This is a genomic window from Pseudoalteromonas sp. NZS127_1 (assembly GCF_015864295.1).
Taxonomy (GTDB): Bacteria; Pseudomonadota; Gammaproteobacteria; order Enterobacterales; family Alteromonadaceae; genus Pseudoalteromonas; species Pseudoalteromonas arctica.
Genome location: NZ_JADYXO010000001.1, coordinates 290,402 through 306,270, shown reverse-complemented (window position 1 = coordinate 306,270; position 15,869 = coordinate 290,402). Strand labels below are relative to the sequence as shown.

The window sequence follows — 15,869 nt, the reverse complement described above, 5'->3', positions numbered from 1 at the left end:
TAAATACAGAAACAATCTGTATTGTATCCTCCGATGAGATAAAACTAAACGTCAATCTTTGATAAACCAGTAACTTTCCTGCCCTCTTGCTGTTTCTATAGCCAAATTCTTTGCATAAAATTTAATACTAATTTGCCCTTCAACGCCTGTCGTAAATTGCTGGGCATTTATTTGGTTATACCGTTCAACGACAATGGCCTTGGGGAATTCCCATTGCCCTTTATAGGCACTTGAATGAATGACTACTTGGGGAGCAACGTTATTTATAAAATTAACACTTGAGGATGTATCGCTGCCATGATGCGGGCTTAACATTACTGTACTTTTTAATGATGTATTATCCGCTAATAACGATGCTTCACGCGCTTTTGATATATCACCAGTAAGTAAAACGCTATGAGTATTATCTGATACCCTAACAATGCATGAATCATCATTTTCATTTCCAAACCCTTTTGTACTAAAGCTTTGTACTTTTAATCCAGCAAAATCAATGTTTATGACTTCACATACATTATGTGTATTTTTAGGATGAAATTGTTGTAATGTTTCACCAAAGCCAGCATCTATGAAATGTTGTAATCCTCCAGCATGATCATTATCTTCATGACTTAGAATCGCCGTTTTCACTGTTAAATTATTTGCTTTAATATAAGGCAATAAAATACTTCGCGTACGGCTAAAGCGATTGAAATAACTGGGGCCAAAATCATAAATAAGCACTTGTTTATCTTTTTCAATTAATGCCATCAGTCCATGCCCTACATCAAATACATGTAGTTGCCACTTAGACTTTTCTGTTAGCCAATAATTTAATAAAAGCGTTATTGCTGGAATAAAAGCGAGCCATTTATAAGGAAGAAAATAAACCATCAACATAATAATATAAGTAAAAACGACAAATATTGAGTCAATTCTGCCAGTCGTTATCCACCTTAACGATTCTGGTATTTCATTAAGCAATTTAAATAGCGCATATAAGCCAGTATCAAACAGGTTTATTAAAATACTTATATCTAAGAAAATACTCAGTAATGTAAAAACAATTAAAAAAGGTAAGATAATGATTGAAAGCAGCGGTATAGCAATTAAGTTTATTATCAAACCCGCAATACTTACCCCATTAAAAAAATAGAGTGAAAGTGGCAATAAACCAATAAATAACGCTATTTGAATAACAAACAGTGAAATAACTTTATTTTTTATGCGAGTGTTTAATATTGGTAATTTATTAATAACTGTAAAAATGATAGCAACAGCTAAAAATGAAAAGTAGAGACCTGGATTGAGTAAATTAAATGGGTTAACAATAAGAACAATAACCAAGGCAAATAAAATGCTCCGCCAACGCAGCGGCTGCTTAGCAAGAAAATACAATAATAAATAACAACCCAGCATGATAAGCGCTCGCGTTGCAGATACTAAAAAGTCACTTAAGTATACATAAACCAAGGCTACTAAAAATCCGCATGAACTGTAATAAAGAGTCAGGTTGGATGATTGCCCAATCGAAGAATTAATCTTTGCAAAAATGAATCGAGTAAATAGATAACCGAAGCTAAAAATCAAACCAATATGTAACCCCGATATAGCAAGTAAATGACTTAGCCCAAGAGATTGCATTAATTGTTTATCAGCGTAGCTCATCAAAGATTTTTCACCGCTAAGCAATGCATAATAGAGCCACTGTAGTTTTGTATCCGTATAAGTGTTTTTAAGGAAGTGTTGATAATCTAAAATTATGCTTTGTTTGTCGCTATTTATAATATTAAGATTTTTATTAAGTACTTTACCTTTAAATAATATTCTACTTATAAAAGCATAACGTTCATTATCAAATACATTAAAATTTTTATTACTACGAAAATGTTTTAAATGAATTAAAGCAGAAAATTCATCACCTACTATTAAAGACTGTGCAGAATTAACACTGAGCATTGCTTTGGGTGCTCTAAAATCCGAGAAATTACTCCCTTCTAATGCCACTATTTTAACTTTAATATATTGAGGTTTTTTGTCAGAAATAACCTCTTCAACAATTAATGTAGAATCAAGTGCATACTTTTCATCCGGTTTTGGTATTTCAAAACTATAAAATAGGTAAAAATGCAGTCCGACAAAGCAAATTGCGCAAATAAAGCCTAACAATACGTTTGAAAACGGCTTAAAATAAGCGCTCATTATTACAATGAAAATTGTGAATACTGTAAATTCGAGAGTTTGATAATAAAATACGGTTGCTATACAGCCAATTACAAACCCAAGACTTATCCACACTGATGTAAATGGTTGCTTTAAATGGCTAAAAAAACGATCCAAAGATTTTTACCTGATCCAAATAAAATTAGACATCATAAATCACTAAGAATATTTGGACGCCTTTTACAAGATGCAAATCTTTGGCATTTAAATAGACGTTCTGCTCGAGGTGCATTTGCAGTCGGGTTATTTTTTGCTTTCATCCCTGTTCCTTTTCAAATGGTTTTAGCAGCAGCCGGCGCTATATTATTTAGAGTTAATTTACCTATCTCAGTAGCACTAGTATGGCTTACAAACCCTCTAACTATGCCACCTATTTTTTATGGCTCATACTTAGTGGGTACATTAATACTTAATCAGCCTGAGCAACACTTTGTATTTGAAGCTAGTTGGTCTTGGTTTCTAGAGAGCATAGAAACTATTGGTCCTGCATTTTTACTAGGTTCGTTAGTATGTGCTTCTATTGCATCAATTATCGGCTATTTTGGTATTGATATTATTTGGCGTCGTTCTGTTAAAAAGGCATGGTTATCGCGAAATAATTAGTAGCGTTAAAGCTAAATAATAATTATAAGATTCATGGCAATCCTAATCTTATAAAATATTATAGACGAAAAAAAACCAACTTTATTAAGTTGGTTTTTTTTATAATCAATATTAGTAAACTTTAAAAGCGAAATATACGTCTTAAGCCAACTAATGGTAATAGCAATAATGTATACCAAGGAAAGCTAGCAGAGTTACGCTCATACACTTCTGCTTCTACTGGAGCACAGTTTTCTACTTCACCATTTGCAATTGGCGTTAACTTAACTGCAACTGCAATACTTTCGTATTCAATTTCACCATTGATATCAGTTACAACACCGCCTAAAGAATCAAGTTTTTCAACTGTCTTAGTCGCAGTACCAAATATTTCATTATTTTCATTGATAGCTGTTGCTTCAACCATTGAGTAAGCGTAGTCAGTTTCGCCATCAGTGTCATAACAAGGCAGTAAATCATTCAAATTAGTGATTTTATCTTCACCAATTTTGTAAATAAAGGCTTCTTTGAGTCGTGAACTATCAGATACACCCACTTCCCCTTCGCCTACAATATATCCTTGATTATTTATATCGTTGCCATAAGAACTTGAACTTGAAAAATAATCAGTTGGAAAAACTGTATTACCTGTTTCGATGTCATGATAGAAGAATTTATTACGAAGAGTGCCTTCAATACGCTTTGTCGCATAACCTGTAATTACATCATTATCATTAATAGCGATTGATTTACCAGCCTGCCAATCGTCTTCTTGATTAATAAAGTCAGTGACTGCACCGTCTTTAAAATAGACTGGCATTGTAAGAATCGTATCATCATTTTTGTAATAACGCGTATTTGATGAACCTACAATTGTACCGTTGTTGTTCACTGCTAAAGCAGTACTCGTAAATGCGTCATCTTCCGTTTCACCTTCATCAGGTGTAAGTGCCATACCAAGCTCTTCAACAGAAATAATATTTAACGATTCATCAAGTTCCCATTTAACAGCACGCTTATTAAATAAGCCTCGTGAAATATTAGAATTTAATAAGTTGATACACACTGACGTTGGTTCGTCTTCATTATCACAGTTATCATCAATATTATCTTGTCTGTCATCAGGAATACTTGTAGAGATATTACCTACAACAGTGTAACCACTATTTGTTTTGACTATATCGTTAGCGCGGCTTGTGCCGCCGTATTCATTAAACTCAGGCTCTAACTCAACACTTATACTGCCATCAGCACTTATTACAATCCCACGTTCTATAAACTCATGTGTGAACCACGTTTCTGCATCATCTTCACCATCAGGTGTAAAAGACACTTTATCGTAAGGAGCACCGCCCCAACCAACAGTAACGCCGTCTTCACTTACAGCATTAAAAAGGTTAATAGTTGAACGCGTTAAGCCATCATAATCAACAGATGCAACATCAAATAACGGTTGCTCTGTTACTTGTGTGTCATTGTACTTTATGCCAACTAATGAGCTTAATTTTTGATATTCAAAATTTGTAGAAATTGAAGATAAAAAACTAACCATGAAAGTATGTGCATCAGAATTAGTAAGTACTGCATCATTATTTTCAATGTCATCAAGTGTAAAGGTAATCTCTTTATCACTTAAATCAAATGCAGCCTCTGTATTATCGTAGCTATTTTCAATAATATTTTCAGTAAAATCTATATAGCTGATATCAATAGGTAAATTGTATAAACCATTTGCGAAACCAATAATATGCCCGCTTTCGCTTACATCTGTTACATAAGAATATTTAGCGTCTTCAAGAGTTCCTAATTCACTTAACTGGTACGTAGCACTTGTTGCTGAAGTGCTTAATGTCGCTAAAATACTGGCAGCGAGTAATTTATATTTCATTTTAGTCCTTACTACTGATTCTGTAATTCTTCAAGTTCTTCCCAGCGCTCAAGCGCAGCTTCAAGGTCAGACTCAAGTTGTGCCAAATGGTTCAATGCTTTAGTTGTTACATCACTCTCTTGTTTAAAAAAGTCTGAGTCACTAACTACAGCTTGTTGAGCTTCAATTTCAGCTTCTAGTTTTTCCATTTTATTCGGTAGTTGCTCTAATTCAAGTTTTAATTTGTAAGAGAGTTTATTTGTTTTAGCTGCAGGTTTAGCAACTGGAGCGACTACTTTTTCAACTTTTTTTACTGGTTGCTGCTGCGTTTTTTTTTCTTGTTCAGCTAAATAGTTAACGTAAGCCTCATAGTCGCTATAGCCACCTACAATATCTGTAACTTTACCGTTACCTTCAAACGCCCATACACTTGAACATGTATTATCAATAAATTCACGGTCATGGCTTACAATCAGCACTGTACCTTGGTATTGATTAATGATGTCCTCTAGTAACTCTAACGTTTCAATGTCTAAGTCATTCGTTGGCTCATCGAGAACAAGGATATTAGACGGTTTTAAAAACAGTTTAGCTAATAGTAGTCTATTTTTTTCACCACCAGAGAGTGCTTTAACAGGGGTTCGAGCGCGTGCTGGAGGGAATAAAAAGTCTTGCAGGTAACCTAAAACATGACGTGAGCGTCCGCCCATCATCACTTCTTGTTTACCTTCGGCAACGTTATCTTGAACTGTTGCTTCTTCATCAAGCTTTTCACGATATTGGTCAAAGTAAGCAAATTCTAAATTAACACCTTGCTTAGTTATGCCGCTATCTGGTTCTAAATCACCAAACATTAGCTTTAATAGTGTTGTTTTACCAATACCATTTGGGCCTACTAGACCGATTCTGTCACCGCGCATTACCAGTGTAGAAAAATCATCAGCAATAACTTTGTCTTTAAATGCATGACAAAGATGTTGAGCTTCAAATACTAACTTACCAGAGCGATCTGCTGTTTCAATATTGAAATCAGTTTTACCAACTTGGTCAACACGTTGCTTACGCTCTGTACGAAGCTGTTTTAACTCTCTAACACGTCCTTCGTTACGCGTTCTACGCGCTTTAACACCTTGGCGGATCCATGTTTCTTCTTCGGCTAAACGCTTATCGAACAATGCATTTTGGCTTTCTTCAACTTTTAAATCATGGGCTTTTTGCTCTAAGTACGTAGCGTAATCACCAGGGTACGAAATAAGCTTACCACGGTCTAAATCTAAAATACGCGTAGCAACAGCGCGAATAAACGCACGGTCATGCGATATAAATACGATTCCGCCTTTAAACTCTTTTAAAAATTGCTCAAGCCACATGACGCTTGCCATGTCTAAATGGTTTGTTGGCTCATCAAGTAATAATAAATCAGGCTCACTGACAAGTGCACGTGCAAGTGCTACTTTACGTAACCAACCACCAGAAAGAGACTCAAGTTTAGCTTCTGGCGTTAATTCTAATTGTGTTAGCACTAATTGAATTCGGCTATCAAAGCGCCAGCCATCAGCCGCTTCTAGTTGATTTGATAAACGTTCAAGCTTGTTTAATAACTTATCAGTACACACTGTTTGCAACTCATTACTTACATGATGAAAATCAATTAGTAAGTTTGCAATCTCAGGCATACCTTGCGCAACATAATCAAATACTGTGCCATTTGCGCCTTTTGGTGGATCTTGTTCTAAACGAGAAATTCTAATCCCGCCTAGCTGATTTATTTCACCATCATCTAATACAACTTCGCCATCAAGCACTTTTAATAGAGTTGACTTACCCGCGCCATTTCGACCAACAACACACACTCTTTCGCCACTTTCTATAACGGCATCTGCTTTGTTAAGCAAAGCATGCGTACCAAAAGCAAGTTGTGCTTTTAAAATTCTAATTAAATCCATAGTTCTTATTTGCTCTTATTCTGCTTGTGCTAAAAATTCGCGCACAGTGTGTAAAGTAAAAGGCCAAAATAATTGCTCGCCTTTTTCACTTTTTAATACAGGAATAGTAATTTGATACTCAGCTATAAGCTGCTCATCAGTCATAATATCGATTAGTAATAACTCACTCGTATTACTAAGTACCTCAGTGATAAGTTGCTCAGCTTGCTCGCACAAGTGGCAACCATCAGTGTGATATAAAACCCATTTAGCCATGTGTGATTAACCAGCTATTATGGATTTTTTTATTACGTTTAAAGTCTGGTGATAACGTTTTATCTGAAATATTAATGGCTTTTAAACCTAGACCAATCAGGCCAACTTCATCTATTACAAAGCCACGTTTGTTATTAGAGAAAATCAAAGTACCCGATGGGCTCAAAATCTTTTTAACCCACGTTAATAATTTAATGTGATCGCTCTGCACATCAAACGCGTCTTTCATACGTTTTGAGTTTGAAAACGTTGGAGGATCTAAAAATATCAGATCATATTGCGCCGTTGCGTGCTCTAACCATTTTAAACAATCTGCTTGTTCAAAGCGGTATCGTGTATTACTAATACCATTTAAATCAAAGTTATCTTGGCCCCATTTTAAGTAGGTCTTTGATAAATCGACTGTAGTAATGGCTTTAGCACCACCAAGAGCAGCATGTACAGAAGCTGTACCTGTGTATGCAAAAAGGTTTAAGAAACGTTTATCTTTAGCATTTTCTTGAATATAACGGCGCATTAAACGGTGGTCTAAAAACAAGCCTGTGTCTAAGTAGTCAAATAAATTAACTTTGAACTTAGCACCAAACTCTTCAACAACCATAGTACGGTTTTGTTTAGACATAGCGGTGTATTGATCTTCGCCCTTCTGCTTTTTACGTACTTTTACAGCAATGTTTTCAGGTGAAATCTCAAGCTGTTGAGCCGTTAAACTTATTACATCTTGCAGGCGTTTTTCTGATGTTTTTTCATCAATTTCTTTAGGCGCTGCATATTCAAAAATTACAGCAGAGTCACCATAAATATCTACAGCAACATTGTATTCAGGGATATCCGCTTCATAGACGCGATAAGCATCTATTTGATTTTGTTTAAGCCAGTTTTTTAAGCCTTGCTTATTTTTTTTCAATCTATTTGCAAATGACGTTGAGCCTTCAAAATTGAGTGCTTTTTTGTCATCTGTAGTCAAACTTACTTGCTTATCATCTAATTGATATAAGTTAAGTTCTACATCAAGCGGGCCATTTTTAAATTTATAACGCTTAAGGCGCACAAGTTTTAAAAGTTTAAATAAGCTCTCGTCCATACCCAATAAGGCAAGTTTCCAGTGATTGAAGTGCTTTTTAAAGCCAACGCCTAAATTACGGTGTAAATCAACAAGCTCAGCCATAGAGCCAATACGCTCACCATAAGGTAAGTTTGAAATTACAACACCCGGTAATTTTGCAACAGCTGTAAGTTTAGTTGCATCACTTTGCTTAAACTTAATCACGTCGTCAAGCTCGGCTCGTTTAGCATTATCAATTGCTTTACTTAATACTTGCTCATCGTAATCGTGGCCAATTAACCACAATTTAGGATCAGTAATATTAGCGAGTAACTCTTCTTTAAGCTCTTTAAACTTAGCGGCTCTAAAACTGGGTAAACGCTCAAAAGCAAAACCTTCACGGAATAATCCTGGCGCTTCGTTTCGCGCCATACCGGCAGCTTCTATCAAAATAGTACCCGCACCACAACATGGATCGAATAAAGGCTGTTTTACATTTTCAAGCCAGCCACTTCGCTTAATTAATGCAGCAGCTAAGTGCTCTTTAATTGGCGCTTTACCTTGGCCTTGGCGGTAACCACGTTCTGACAAACGAGGACCTGAATAGTCAATATACATCGATACGCCGTAACGATTTAATCGTGCAACTACGCGCACGTTAGCATCTTGCTTATCAACGTTAGGACGTTGCTCGTATAAATCATTAAAATAGTCAACAATCGCATCTTTGATTACAAGACCCGAAAATTGCGTGTTTTTTAATGAGTCATTGGTACCGTTGAAGTCGACAGCGAATGTTTGCGTAGGTCCAAACCATTCTTGCCAAGGTTGCGAGCGCGCAAAATTATACAGGCTATTTTTGTCATCTACGCCTTCTTTTTCTTCAATAAGCATAAGCACACGCGTTGCAAAACGAGTTGATAAACAAACCTTTTGCGCAAGTAATGAGTCAGCCTCAAAACGAACAGAACCAACAGTTTGCTTAGATACGGTTGCGCCAAGTTCTGTTAGTTCATCAACCAATAAATTTTCGATTCCGATAGAAGTAAGTGCGATAAATTGCAAAGTAATAACCCTTAATAGCTAATTGCGCAGGATTATAACATAGGTTGGGCGACAAACACGCCATAAAGACACGCTTAAGGCTTAAATTTGGTTAGGCGGTTTGACTTTGATATTGCTGATTTAGGATGGGGTGTACTCGATTATTCAAAATACGGATTACTTCAAATTGCGCTAAAGATAAGTTTTCGTCTAATTTAAAGGTTTCACTTAAATTCAAACAAATAGATGCATCAGGACAATGCTCTACAATTAAAAAATCACCTGACTGCGCTTTAGATGTTAATTTTACTATTGCCTCTACGCTTGGCTCTGTCCCGGTATATTCTTCAAAAAACCAACTTTTTGCTAAAACGGGTTTTAAGTGATACTTAACAGCAGTAGCATTTAATGATATTTGACAAATTTGAGCCGCAGACCACAATTCAAATCCATCCAGATAATTATAAACTTGTTCGTAAAATGCAGCATCTTCGAGACTAAAACGTGGATTTTTAAAAACAGAATCGGTGAGCTGTCTTAATTTATAAGGCGTGCATAATTGCATGTCGTCATTTAAATCAAGTAACAAACGATTTTTATCAGGACAAGTAATCCACTGCCATTGCTTTGATGCTTGTAACATTTACTCCTCCTTGGGTATGTTGAATAATTATTGCTCAGAGTATAACCGCTTTTGACCACTTTTAAAATGTTTGCTTAGAACATTTAGCTAACGATCAAAAGCTTAGATAACTGATCCTTATAAGCCGTTAACGATCGACTTTACCAATTGTGGACCTTTGTAGATGAACCCAGTATAAACCTGAACTAAATTTGCGCCTGCATCTAACTTTTCTTTTGCAGATGTAGCATCATCAATACCGCCGACTCCGATGATTGGTAGCTTACCTTGTGTTAAGCGTTTTAGCTCACTTACTACCTCTGTAGAGCGCATTCTAACAGGGTGACCTGATAAACCGCCCGCCTCTTGTGCATATTGCTGCCCCATGACTGCGGCTCGCTCAAGCGTTGTGTTTGTGGCAATTACACCATCAATTTTATTATTTAAAAGTGACTCACTTACTTGCTCTATTTGTATTTGATCGAGATCCGGTGCAATTTTTACAAGCATAGGAACTTGCTTATTATGCTTTGCAATTAAATCTAACTGTTCATTTTTAAGACTTTGCAATAAATCATCAAGTGCAGCACCATATTGTAAATCACGAAGCCCTGGGGTATTTGGTGATGAAATATTTACCGTAATATATGAGGCATGCTCAAATACTTTACGCATACAATGAATGTAGTCATCTTTACCTTGCTCGTTAGGTGTATCTTTATTTTTACCAATATTGATACCGAGTATGCCACTGTACTTTGCTGCTTTTACATTTTCGACTAAATTATCAACACCTTTATTATTAAAACCCATACGGTTAATAATTGCGTTTGACTCTGGAAGTCTAAAAATACGTGGCTTGTCATTACCAACTTGAGGACGCGGTGTAACCGTTCCAACTTCAATAAAACCAAATCCCATTTGGCTAAATGCATCTATACATTCTGCATTTTTATCCAGGCCAGCGGCAAGCCCTACTGGATTTTTAAATTCAAGACCTAAAAAGTTTACGGGTTTATCTGAAACACTTTGTGACCAAGCTATATTTAGAGGCGTATTAGCAAAACGACGAAGATTATTAAGTGCAAACTCATGCGCCCACTCCGCATCACGGGTAAACATAAAACGGCGAGCTAAATCATAAAACATCAATATAATCCTCTTTTTAAATTTCAGACAAAAAAATACCTCAGACAAGGCTGAGGTATTGTATAACAATTTTAACAATCAGTTATTTATTTACTAAACAAATAACTGATTAAAGCTAAATTATTTTCCTGATGTATCACAGTTGTGACTTAATAACATAAGTTCACGAAGTGCAACTGAGAACTTAGCAAAGTCGTGGCTTTGTGATGTTTTAAACTCAGCCAACATTTGTTTCCAACGCTGAAGTAATAAATCTTGGCTATCCATCCACTCATCTATTTGACTATCAACATCGCTCTCGTCACCTTCAAAGCTATTTAGCACCACTTCAGATAACGTACGTTGCTGCCAATCAAGCTCTTCACGGTAAGATGAACGAGCAAGTGCTTGCCAATGATTTGCTACTGGTTGCTTAGTTATTTGCTCTAAGAACCAATGCAGACCCATTCTCGCGCCTAGTTTAAAGTAAGTATTCGATACCATCGAAATACTCTTACCTGAATTATTAGCAACCTCAGCTAAATCCATCACAGAGAATAAGCTTGATAACGAAACAATACGCTTAGCTATATCTGCAGGAACGCCGGCATCAATTAACTTATTAGCTTCAATTACAATACGGTCATTTTCTTTTTCAATCATGTATGTATTTAAATTATCGCTTAAATCTTTAAACGTTGGCGCAAAGAATTCAATTCCTTGTTCAATCGTTTGTGACTTATTACGATGACGTAAGAACCAGCGCGTAGTACGGCGAACAGTACGACGAAGTTGGTAAAGCATTTCAGTTTGTACCGCTGCTGGTATTTTATTATCCAGTGCGCTGATAGAAGACCATGTATCACGCATTTCAAATATTTCGCTAGCAATTGAGTAACACATTGCAATTTCAGCTTCGTTGGCACCGGTTTCTTCATGCATACGTACCATGAAGTTTAAACCCATATCATTAACGATACTGTTAGCAAGTTTAGTTGCAATAATTTCTTTACGAAGTGGATGGTTGTTCATCGCATCGTTAAACTTCTCACGTAGAGGACGTGGGAATGACTTCACAAGCAATTGGCGATAGTAAGGGTTTTCAGTAATTTCATCACTTACTAAAGACTCTTTTAATACCATTTTTGCGTAAGACACTAGCACTGAAAGCTCAGGGCGAGTTAAGTCTTTACCTGCGGCTGCACGTTCTGCCAATTCTTCATCACTTGGAATGAACTCAATAGCACGGTTTAACTTACCATCTTTTTCAAGTGCATGAATAAAGCGAATCTTTTCTTTAAGCGTTGAAGTACCTTTAGACTGCGTAATTGAAATAGTATGTGTTTGACGGTAACAGTCTTTTAATACTAATTCAGATACTTCATCTGTCATAGAATAAAGTAGCTCATCACGTTGTTTACGTGTTAAGTCGCCTTCAGCAACCAAGCCATTAAGTAAAATCTTAATGTTAACTTCGTTATCTGAACAGGCAACGCCCCCTACGTTATCAATAAAGTCAGTATTAACACGACCACCCTTAGCTGCAAATTCAACACGACCTAATTGAGTTGCACCTAAGTTACCACCCTCACCAATTATTTTAGCGCCTAAATCTCTACCATTGATACGTAGTGCATCGTTTGCACGATCCCCTACATCTGCATCAGTTTCTTTAGAGTTTTTAATGTATGTACCAATGCCGCCATTCCACAGTAAATCGAACTCCATCATCAATGAAGCTTTCATTAACTCATTTGGGGTCATACTTGCTTTTTTAGTGCCCAACATTTTTTTCATTTCTGGGCTAAGCGTAATTGATTTAGCAGCACGAGAGAAAACACCACCACCGGCAGAAATTAACTCTTTATTGTAATCTTCCCACGATGAACGCGGCATATTAAATAAACGTTCGCGCTCTGGGTAAGAAGTAGCAGCATCTGGGTTCGGATCAACAAAAATGTGCATATGGTTAAAGGCAACTTGTAAACGAATATGCTTAGATAACAACATACCATTACCAAATACATCACCAGCCATATCGCCTATGGCTACCACTGTAAAGTCAGTCGTTTGACAATCGATATCCATTTCACGGAAATGTCGTTTAACTGACTCCCATGCGCCTTTAGCTGTAATACCCATTTTCTTATGATCGTAACCAACCGAGCCACCTGATGCGAATGCATCGCCTAGCCAGAAATTGTATTCATTAGCTATGCCGTTTGCGATATCAGAGAAAGTAGCTGTACCTTTGTCGGCTGCAACCACTAGGTATGCATCATCTTCATCGTGGCGAACAACATCACGAGCTGGCACTACTTCACCGCGCTCTATGTTATCTGTAATATCTAGAAGACCACGGATAAAGATTTTGTAACACTCTTGGCCTTCTTTTATAAACGCTTCGCGCTCACTAGGTAATTGTTTACATACAAAACCACCTTTAGAGCCAACAGGTACAATTACTGTATTTTTAACTTGTTGCGCTTTAACTAAGCCAAGTACTTCAGTACGGAAGTCTTCACGACGGTCAGACCAACGCAGACCACCACGCGCTACTTTACCGTAACGTAAATGCACACCTTCAACGCGCGGAGAATAAACAAAGATCTCAAACGCAGGAAGTGGAAGTGGTACATCAGGAATTAAGCTAGGCTGTATTTTAAACGAAACATAAGATTTAAACTGACCTGCATCATCTTTTTGGAAATAGTTGGTACGTAGTGTCGCAACAATCATATCTACGTATAAACGTATAATGCGGTCATCATCAAGGTTTGCTACATTTTCAAGTTCTAAGTAAATTTGCGTACTTAACTTTTCAAGTGTTTTAGCACTTGCTGGGCTCTTAACTGAGAACTTTTTAGCAAATAAATTAACAATTTGCGCTGCAATGTTTGGATAATTTGCAAATGTGCTTTCAATGTAACTTTGTGAGAACGTTACACCAATTTGACGCATGTACTTAGCGTAAGCACGTAAAATAGAGGCTTCGCGGCCAGTTAGGCCACCCATTAATACTAGACGGTTAAAACCATCATTTTCAAGGCGGTTGCCCCACACATTTGTTAATGCAGCGCGAAAACGTGCTGAAATTTTATCAAAGTCTGCCATCCCTTTGCTGTCAATAAGCATCGAGAAGTCCATGATCCAGTTAATACGACCATCGCTAGTTTTAACTGAATATGGTGTTTCACCAACAACGCGCAGACCAAAGTTTTCAAGCATTGGCATAACATCAGATAAGTGAATTGGCTCATCTTTATGGAATAAGCTTAATCGTACAATATTACTGTTTGCTTCTTCTTGAGGACGGTAAAACAGCATTTCTAGCTTGTTTTCATCGCTAAGTAGTTCTAACTTTTCAATATCAACAACCGCAGCACTTGGAAGCACTTCGTCTTTGTATGAGCGTGCAAATGCATTACAGTATTTACGATTTAAATCGTTACCACGTGCTTCACCCGCAGACTCTAAAAGTGCAGATTGAAGTTTATCTTCCCACGTACGTGCAGCTTCTACTAAATTGTTTTCGATGTCTTTCACGTTATATTCGATCTTGTTGTCGGTCACACGAACGGTGTAATGAGTACGCGCCAGTGTTGACTCAGAGAAATAAGTAGTAAATTCGACTTTATCGTCAGAATTAAATGCATTAGCTAATATATCTTGCGTTTCACGACGAAGAGCCGTGTTATAGCGTTCGCGAGGAACATAAACCATGCAAGATAAAAAGCGACCATACGCATCTTTACGTACAAACAAGCGACACATATCGCGCTCTTGTACTTGTAAAACACCCATAGCAACTTCAAGTAGCTCACTTTCGCGCGCTTGAACTAGCTCGTCACGTGGGTAGGTTTCTAAAATATTTAAAACAGCTTTGTAAGCGTGTGTACCTTTAGCAAAATCACACATTTCCATAATGCGGTTAATTTTACTCTTTAAAACAGGCACATCAGTAGCACTGTTATTGTAAAAGCTTGATGAGAACAAACCAATAAAGCGGTCTTCACCAATTACATTGCCTTCATCGTCAAAACGCTTAATACCTACGTAATCGATGTAAGCTGGACGGTGAACGCGAGAAACAGAGTTAGTTTTTGTTAGGATCAGTAGGTTGCTGCTGCGTGCTTCTTGGCGGGCAACTTCTGGTAATTCTGATAATAATCGTGTGTGCTCTTCAGTAGAGTTTTTCATCAAGCCAAGGCTTGATTCCATTTTACCTTTTAATTGGTAATCACCTTGAACTGGGCTTAGCTCATATTCACGGTAACCCATTAGGGTAAAGTTATCTTTCGCTAACCAATCTAAAAACTCAGTTGTTTCTGAAACTTCTTCTGTCGTTTTATTATGATGACGTTTAGGTAACTCTTTGGTTACTGCAATCAATTTTTTACGAATTGGCTGCCAATCATCAACAGCAACTGATACATCAACAAGAACCGACTCTAACTCTTTCTTGAAAGACTCAATCACAGAAGAATCTGTTTGACGGTCAATTTCAATAAAAAATACTGTTTTAGTAGATGAGGATTCTTGCTCTGCTTTTAAATTTGATAATCCAGAAATTTTAGCGTTTTCATCGCGCTTAATTTTTAATGGGCAGTGAAGTAATAAGTGAGAGGCGATATTTTCACGAGTCATGGCCATACGAACAGAATCAACTAAAAACGGCATGTCTTTAGTAATAATCTCTACGATTGTATGTGATGACTGCCAGCCATCTTTTGCCACTTCAGGGTTGAAAACGCGGATAACTGCGTCGTCGGTAGTATTTTTTTCTAGCGAGTTCCAAAGGCTTAATGCTGCGCCATATAGGTCACTATCGTTGCGGTTTGCCAAATCCTCTTTAGACATATTGCTGTACAAGGCTTTGGCGAATTTCTCAACGAGTAACACATTATCAGCGCGAACTTTTTTCTGGATCAGCTTACAGACATTATCTAGGATAACCGAGGCTTGGCCTTCATTTCGTGTCATTGTATGTTCCTTAATCTATTACTGCTCAGGAGCAGGAATTTGTACAGCTATTCATTAGCGTGGAGTCAATCAAATTCTAACCCTTTTACAGTTAATAAACAGCCCTTTCGATGAAAACATTTTAAGCATTTCAGCTATTTGGTCATCTATTCACAAATTGTAGATATAAATGGCCTTTACAGGCCATTTAGGAGC

9 protein-coding genes are annotated in these 15,869 nt (G+C 37.0%); 1 reads left to right on the top strand and 8 read right to left on the bottom strand.

All coding sequences use genetic code 11. From position 1 onward, the window contains the following. Positions 1-51: 51 nt before the first annotated feature. Positions 52-2,319, bottom strand: coding sequence for a DNA internalization-related competence protein ComEC/Rec2 (locus tag I6F50_RS01220; protein WP_197140589.1), 2,268 nt, complete (start codon positions 2,317-2,319; stop codon positions 52-54). Between I6F50_RS01220 and I6F50_RS01215 the strand changes: the two genes are divergently transcribed. Further along, complete coding sequence (locus I6F50_RS01215; RefSeq protein ID WP_007586895.1) at positions 2,299-2,805, top strand: DUF2062 domain-containing protein; 507 nt, start codon at positions 2,299-2,301, stop codon at positions 2,803-2,805. The genes I6F50_RS01220 and I6F50_RS01215 overlap by 21 nt on opposite strands. 121 nt (positions 2,806-2,926) lie before the next feature. Here the strand turns inward: I6F50_RS01215 and I6F50_RS01210 are convergent, their stop codons facing one another. The 7 genes from I6F50_RS01210 to I6F50_RS01180 all read right to left on the bottom strand — a co-directional run bounded on the left by I6F50_RS01210 (position 2,927) and on the right by I6F50_RS01180 (position 15,674). Next, positions 2,927-4,672 carry a DUF3466 family protein gene (locus I6F50_RS01210; protein WP_024589193.1) on the bottom strand — a complete coding sequence of 582 codons (1,746 nt, stop codon included), beginning with the start codon at positions 4,670-4,672 and terminating at the stop codon, positions 2,927-2,929. Positions 4,673-4,683: 11 nt separating this feature from the next. After that, positions 4,684-6,597 carry an ABC transporter ATP-binding protein gene (locus I6F50_RS01205; RefSeq protein ID WP_010552661.1) on the bottom strand — a complete coding sequence of 638 codons (1,914 nt, stop codon included), beginning with the start codon at positions 6,595-6,597 and terminating at the stop codon, positions 4,684-4,686. A gap of 15 nt (positions 6,598-6,612) precedes the next feature. Continuing rightward, positions 6,613-6,852, bottom strand: coding sequence for a glutaredoxin family protein (locus I6F50_RS01200; RefSeq protein WP_007586898.1), 240 nt, complete (start codon positions 6,850-6,852; stop codon positions 6,613-6,615). Further along, positions 6,845-8,962: a bifunctional 23S rRNA (guanine(2069)-N(7))-methyltransferase RlmK/23S rRNA (guanine(2445)-N(2))-methyltransferase RlmL gene (gene rlmKL / locus I6F50_RS01195; protein WP_197140587.1), complete on the bottom strand. Its 2,118-nt coding sequence runs from the start codon at positions 8,960-8,962 to the stop codon at positions 6,845-6,847. The genes I6F50_RS01200 and rlmKL overlap by 8 nt, the downstream gene beginning before the upstream one ends. 91 nt (positions 8,963-9,053) lie before the next feature. Next, complete coding sequence (locus tag I6F50_RS01190) at positions 9,054-9,584, bottom strand: cell division protein ZapC (protein WP_007586900.1); 531 nt, start codon at positions 9,582-9,584, stop codon at positions 9,054-9,056. A gap of 117 nt (positions 9,585-9,701) precedes the next feature. After that, the gene (pyrD, locus tag I6F50_RS01185; RefSeq protein WP_010552659.1) at positions 9,702-10,712 is read right to left on the bottom strand and encodes a quinone-dependent dihydroorotate dehydrogenase; all 1,011 of its coding nucleotides are present in this window, start codon (positions 10,710-10,712) and stop codon (positions 9,702-9,704) included. Between the two features lie 120 nt (positions 10,713-10,832). After that, positions 10,833-15,674 (bottom strand): NAD-glutamate dehydrogenase, encoded by a 4,842-nt coding sequence (locus I6F50_RS01180; protein ID WP_033027177.1) that lies wholly within the window; start codon positions 15,672-15,674, stop codon positions 10,833-10,835. Between the last annotated feature and the right edge of the window lie 195 nt (positions 15,675-15,869).

What these genes read in the sequence shown, in the direction of transcription:
- I6F50_RS01215 (WP_007586895.1), top strand. Translation starts at nt 2,299, where the DNA reads ATGGCTAAAAAAACGATCCAAAGATTTTTACCTGATCCAAATAAAATT.
- I6F50_RS01210 (WP_024589193.1), bottom strand. Translation starts at nt 4,672, where the DNA reads ATGAAATATAAATTACTCGCTGCCAGTATTTTAGCGACATTAAGCACT.
- I6F50_RS01205 (WP_010552661.1), bottom strand. Translation starts at nt 6,597, where the DNA reads ATGGATTTAATTAGAATTTTAAAAGCACAACTTGCTTTTGGTACGCAT.
- I6F50_RS01200 (WP_007586898.1), bottom strand. Translation starts at nt 6,852, where the DNA reads ATGGCTAAATGGGTTTTATATCACACTGATGGTTGCCACTTGTGCGAG.
- I6F50_RS01190 (WP_007586900.1), bottom strand. Translation starts at nt 9,584, where the DNA reads ATGTTACAAGCATCAAAGCAATGGCAGTGGATTACTTGTCCTGATAAA.
- pyrD (WP_010552659.1), bottom strand. Translation starts at nt 10,712, where the DNA reads ATGTTTTATGATTTAGCTCGCCGTTTTATGTTTACCCGTGATGCGGAG.
- I6F50_RS01180 (WP_033027177.1), bottom strand. Translation starts at nt 15,674, where the DNA reads ATGACACGAAATGAAGGCCAAGCCTCGGTTATCCTAGATAATGTCTGT.